This window comes from Halogeometricum sp. CBA1124, from assembly GCF_009741955.1.
Lineage (GTDB): Archaea > Halobacteriota > Halobacteria > Halobacteriales > Haloferacaceae > Halogeometricum > Halogeometricum rufum.
Genome location: NZ_WPCD01000251.1, coordinates 1 through 4,572 on the forward strand (window position 1 = coordinate 1; position 4,572 = coordinate 4,572).

The following is a 4,572-nucleotide window of genomic DNA, read 5'->3' on the forward strand; positions in this document are numbered from 1 at the left end:
GTTCGTCTGCCGAATCCGGTCCGTCTGCCGAATCGACGCCGACGGCCGAACCCGCGCCGGTCGCCGAATCGACCGGCGAATCTGCGGCGGGCATCTCAGTCGGACGTCGACCCCGTCGGCTCGGCGTCCGCACAGGAGTCGCACGCGCGCTGCGACCGACTGTAGAGCAGTCCTCCGAACAGGGCGACGCTGAGCACCCCCAGAACCGGACGGAGCGGGTCGAGGTACGTCATCAGCGCGGAACTGCTGAAGAGGGCGAGCAGGAACGCGTTGCAGATGGGACAGCCGAACGCGAGGAACCCGACGACTGCGCCCGTCGTCGCCGTGCCGTCGTCGCTTCGCCGGTCCGGCGTTCGCTGGAACACGTAGAGGCCGAGGAAGGCGGCGGTGAGAACGAGGAACAGGTAGTCGAGTTCGGTCCGCGGCACCTGTCGGATGTAGAGCGGGGTCGGAATCAAGTCCGTGACGACGCCGAAGAGGACGAACGAGCCGACGGCGGCCGTCACCGACTTCGCGAGGCGTTTTCGGAAACCGTCCATGTCCGCCACGTCGCCGTCCGGAGGGGAAAACGGCCCGTCTCTTTGCACGCTCGGACAAAACCCGCGAAGACGGCCTCACTCGCGCGACGTGTGGCGAGGCGTCGACGACCGGTCGCCGACGAACCGAACCGTCGCGCCTTTGACGGCGGCGCCGCAACGCGGGGGCATGACGCGTGGCGAGCCCGAGAGCGCGGCGACCCTCTTCGACCTCCTCGCGGACGACTACTCGCGGCGCATCCTGCTGGCGGCCGACGAGGAACCGCGGACGGCGAAGGACCTCAGCGACGCCTGCGACGCGTCGCTCGCGACGGTGTATCGCCGCGTCGCCGCGCTACAGGACCACGACCTCATCGAGGAACGGTCGACGGTCGGGTCCGACGGCGCGCACAGGCGGCAGTTCGAGACGACGCTCGAAGAACTCCACGTCCGACTCTCCGACGGCGAACTCGCGCTGTCCGTCGAGAAGCGCGACGAACTCGCGGACAACTTCAGCGCCCTCTGGAAGAACATCCGTGACAGCACATGATCGAGGCGCCGTTTCTCGTCGTCAAACTGGTCACGCTCGTCCTCAGCCTCGCCGTCGCGTATCTCGCGTATCACGGCTACCGACGGACCGGGAGCGACCCGATGCGCTACGTCTCGGTCGGGTTCGTGTTCATCGGCGTCGGCGCGGTCTGTGAGGGCCTCGTCTATCGGCTGTTCGACACCTCCTTCCTGTCGGCGGCCGTCGTGCAGGGGGTCGTCGTCTCCAGCGGACTGCTGTTCGTCCTCGCGTCGTTGACGCTCGGAGACGACTGAGCGGTCGGCCTCCCTACCCCCGCGGGTCGAACCGGCGGCGCTCGCGGGTGCAGATTCGCTCCCACAGCCTGAACAGGGCGCTGTCGATGTCGTACCGGCGGTTCACCTCGCGCGCCCACACGTCGTCGGTGAACAGCAGGTGCTGGAACCGCCGCACCGTCGGCGTCAGGTCCTCCATCTCCTTCTCGCCGACGTAGTAGGCGACCGTCTCCTCGCGCGTCCGCGCGACCAGTTCGGGGGGCACCGGCAGGCCGCACTCGGTGGCGACGTAGTCGAACCACTCCAGGTGGGTGATGGCGTCGGCGAACGCGAACGTGTCGGCGAACCCCGACACGCGGTGGATGGCCGGCCGGCCCTCGTAGAGAACGTCCCGCGGGCGGCTGAACCGCGGGACCGAGACGTGGTCGAGTGTGTCGGCGTACTTGCGGGCGACGCGGCGGAGTCGCCACCCCGCGTAGTACGTCGGGCCGGTCAGCGCCAGTTCGTACCACAGCGGCGTCCACTCCAGGAACGGCGGCCCGTACGCCGCGTCGGCGAGCAGGTCGGCGACGATGGTGCGCGCGACTTCGACGGCCACGTCGCGACCGGTCCGGTTCGCGCGCATCGCCGCCTCCGCCTCGTCGGCGAGAGCCGGCAGGTCGCCCGTCGGAAAGCCCATCCCGTCTGCCACGCGGACGACGTAGTCCGCACCGGGTCGAAACCAGTCGGCGAAGTCGGCGGGGGTGTGCAACGGGACGAGTTCGAGAACGGTCACGCTCCCCCCTTCGACCGCCCTCCGTTTATATAATCCGACGGCGTCAGCGTCGTCGAGTTGCTCGGTCAACCCCCACTCCGCGGCGCGCGACTCCGCCTCGCGCCGCGCCTCCGCCCTGATGGCGTCGATGCGGTCCGCGTCGGCGAGAAACTCCTCGACGGAACTCCGTTCGTCCGCCCGTCGGTGGTCGGGTGCCGCCGCGCGCGTCCGGTCGGCGAGTTCGGCGTCGGCGGCCACCCGGTCGGCCGGGCGCGCGGGCGGGACGCGGCACGTCTCGTCGCGGTGGGCGGCGGCGACGTCGCCGGCCGCGAGTTCGTACAGTTCCACCCGATACGGTCCCGCGGCGTCGAGAGCGTCGAGGGCGTCGGGACCGCCGCGGTCCGTCGCGGCGTCGTACGCGAGGACGGGAATCCCCTCCTCGAACGTGAGGACGGTGGCGTCGTCGCCGCCGCCGAGGAGCGACCCCTGCGGTTCGAAGACGGCGTATCCGGTGAGTTCGCGGTCCAGCACGGCCGCGAGCGTCTCGCCCGCGTCGCTCACCACGCGGGAGCGCAGGAGGTCGCCGGCGGGTATCCGGAACGGGGCGTCGGACCGCACGGTCACACCCGGTCGGGGAGGACGGCGCTCCTGAAGCGGTCCGCCACGCCCGCGGCGTCGCCGTCGCGCACGTCGAGACGCGCCGCCGCCTCGTGGAACGCGTCGGCGGCCGGGCCGTCGGGAGCGTGGGCGAGGAGTGGTTCGCCCGCCCGCCGCGCTCGCGGACGGCGTCGCTCTCGGGGACCGGACGCCAGCGTCGTCCCGCCGAAGTAGCGCGCCGCCTGGTCGGCGATTCGCTCGGTGTCCTCGTCGGGACGGACGCGGTTGAACAGGACGCCCGCCGTCTCGGTGCCGTAGGAGCGGGCGTACTCCTGCACCTTCAGCCCGTCCGACAGGGAGGGGACGGTGGGTTGGAGGACGACCACCACCCGGTCGGCGAGGACGACGGGGAGGACGGCGCTCTTCGACCCGAGGGCGGCGGGCGAGTCCAGGAGGAGGACATCCGCGTCGGCGGCGAGTTCGGCGACCACCTCGCGGAGGCGGGCCGGGTCGGCCGCTCGAACGCCGCCAGACTCGTGCCGCAGGGGACGACCGACATCCCGAAGCGGTCGTAGACGGCGTCTTCGACGCGCGCGTCTCTGTCCTCGACCAGGAGGTCGTGGAGCGTCACGGCCGCGTCGTCGAGGCCGGTGTGGAACAGGAGGTTCGCCATCCCCGTGTCGGCGTCGATGACGGTCACGTCGTACGTCTCCGCGAGCGCATCCCCAGCGCAAGCGTGCTCGTCGTCTTCCCGGTGCCGCCCTTCCCACTGGCGACGGCGAACGCTTCGACCATACTCGCGCGTCGCGGTTCCGCCGGTTAAACGTTCGGTCGCGGAGACGGTCTGCCAGTCCGACGAATCGGTCGCCCGAACGCCTTTGTCTCCGACCGACCAAGCCCCGCACATGGCAACCGACAGCGACGCCGACTCCGAGGACAGCGGACCCGTTCGCATCCCCATCGAGGACGACGACGACCCGGTCGAGGAGGCCACCGACGGCGGCCGCAGCATCGGTCTGCTGATGCTCGCACTCGCGGCCCTCGCGTTCGTCGCCGTCTACCTCGTCGCCCGCGGCGGCGACGACGAGGAGGCGGAGCCGCCGTTCTGAACGACGGCGACCGGCGACCGACCGCGGTGACCGCGCACCGCGTGAAACACAACACGTCAGACGGCCGTAACAAGCCTTTCCTATCGACCCCCTGTATCGTTTTGGCATGACAGCTTCGCAGGACGCGCCGGAGGGACCGGTCGTTCGGGTCGCCGCGGGGTCGACGCACCGCGCCGACGCGAGCGCCGTCGCCGAGGCCGCGCGGGAGGCCGCCGAGACGACGACCGTTCGTGAGACCGGACCGACGGGCGCGGAGGCACTCGAACCGCTACTGCTGGTGACGACGGCGGAGGGGACGGCGTTCCACGCCCGGCCGTCGCCGGACGCCGTGGCGGACGCCGTCGCCGCCGCGGAGGACGGCACCGCCGGGGACGGCGCGGACGCGTTCGTCGCGGCGGCCGACCACGGCGACGAGTCGGCGTTGCCGCGCCCGAGGACGGGCCGCTGAGCGTCGGCCGGCGGCGCGCCCTCCGACGGTGTGGCTGGGCCGACCCGGCCGACCCGCCCGCCGAGTCGCTCCGAGAGACGGTGCGCGACGACCCCGAGGGGGCGCGGACGGCGATGCGCCGCCTCGGCCTCCTCGGCCGCGGCCGGGGCGACGCGCGCGCGGACGAACCGGTCGCCGGGGGCTGGGAGACGGCCCGCGAGGCGGCGGGCGACAGCGTGCTGGTGGTGAACGCAAACGACGCCGACGAGCGAAACCGGACGGACCGGACGCTCACCGAGGGCGACGCCGGCGGCGTCGTGGACGCCGCGATGGCCGTCGGCCACCTGCTGGACGCCGAGGACGTCGTCG

6 protein-coding genes and 2 pseudogenes are annotated in these 4,572 nt (G+C 72.0%); 5 read left to right on the forward strand and 3 right to left on the reverse strand.

The annotated features are described in order from the left end of the window. Positions 1–95: 95 nt before the first annotated feature. On the reverse strand, positions 96–539 hold the full coding sequence (locus tag GJ632_RS19610) for a hypothetical protein (RefSeq protein WP_191453819.1): 444 nt from the start codon (positions 537–539) through the stop codon (positions 96–98). A 166-nt stretch (positions 540–705) separates the two neighbouring features. Between GJ632_RS19610 and GJ632_RS19615 the strand changes: the two genes are divergently transcribed. Next, on the forward strand, positions 706–1,065 hold the full coding sequence (locus GJ632_RS19615; RefSeq protein ID WP_191453820.1) for a helix-turn-helix domain-containing protein: 360 nt from the start codon (positions 706–708) through the stop codon (positions 1,063–1,065). Next, positions 1,065–1,337 (forward strand): hypothetical protein, encoded by a 273-nt coding sequence (locus GJ632_RS19620; RefSeq protein WP_089807001.1) that lies wholly within the window; start codon positions 1,065–1,067, stop codon positions 1,335–1,337. Before GJ632_RS19615 ends, GJ632_RS19620 begins: the two co-directional genes overlap by 1 nt. A gap of 13 nt (positions 1,338–1,350) precedes the next feature. Here the strand turns inward: GJ632_RS19620 and GJ632_RS19625 are convergent, their stop codons facing one another. Further along, positions 1,351–2,091, reverse strand: a complete 741-nt coding sequence (locus GJ632_RS19625) for a hypothetical protein (RefSeq protein ID WP_343161275.1) — start codon at positions 2,089–2,091, stop codon at positions 1,351–1,353. A 599-nt stretch (positions 2,092–2,690) separates the two neighbouring features. Then, positions 2,691–3,462: pseudogene (locus GJ632_RS19635) on the reverse strand (AAA family ATPase). Between the two features lie 110 nt (positions 3,463–3,572). On the opposite strand from GJ632_RS19635, the gene GJ632_RS19640 reads away from it, so the two are divergent. The 3 genes and pseudogenes from GJ632_RS19640 to GJ632_RS19650 all read left to right on the forward strand — a co-directional run. Next, entirely contained in the window at positions 3,573–3,776 is a 204-nt protein-coding gene (locus GJ632_RS19640; protein WP_191453822.1) for a hypothetical protein, read from the forward strand. Positions 3,777–3,882: 106 nt separating this feature from the next. After that, positions 3,883–4,224 (forward strand): hypothetical protein, encoded by a 342-nt coding sequence (locus tag GJ632_RS19645; protein ID WP_191453823.1) that lies wholly within the window; start codon positions 3,883–3,885, stop codon positions 4,222–4,224. Between the two features lie 80 nt (positions 4,225–4,304). Continuing rightward, positions 4,305–4,572 (forward strand): annotated as a pseudogene (locus tag GJ632_RS19650) (NADH dehydrogenase FAD-containing subunit); the annotation flags it as partial.

Coding starts and splice junctions, on each gene's coding strand:
- GJ632_RS19610 (WP_191453819.1), bottom strand. CDS start 539: ATGGACGGTTTCCGAAAACGCCTCGCGAAGTCGGTGACGGCCGCCGTC.
- GJ632_RS19615 (WP_191453820.1), top strand. CDS start 706: ATGACGCGTGGCGAGCCCGAGAGCGCGGCGACCCTCTTCGACCTCCTC.
- GJ632_RS19640 (WP_191453822.1), top strand. CDS start 3,573: ATGGCAACCGACAGCGACGCCGACTCCGAGGACAGCGGACCCGTTCGC.
- GJ632_RS19645 (WP_191453823.1), top strand. CDS start 3,883: ATGACAGCTTCGCAGGACGCGCCGGAGGGACCGGTCGTTCGGGTCGCC.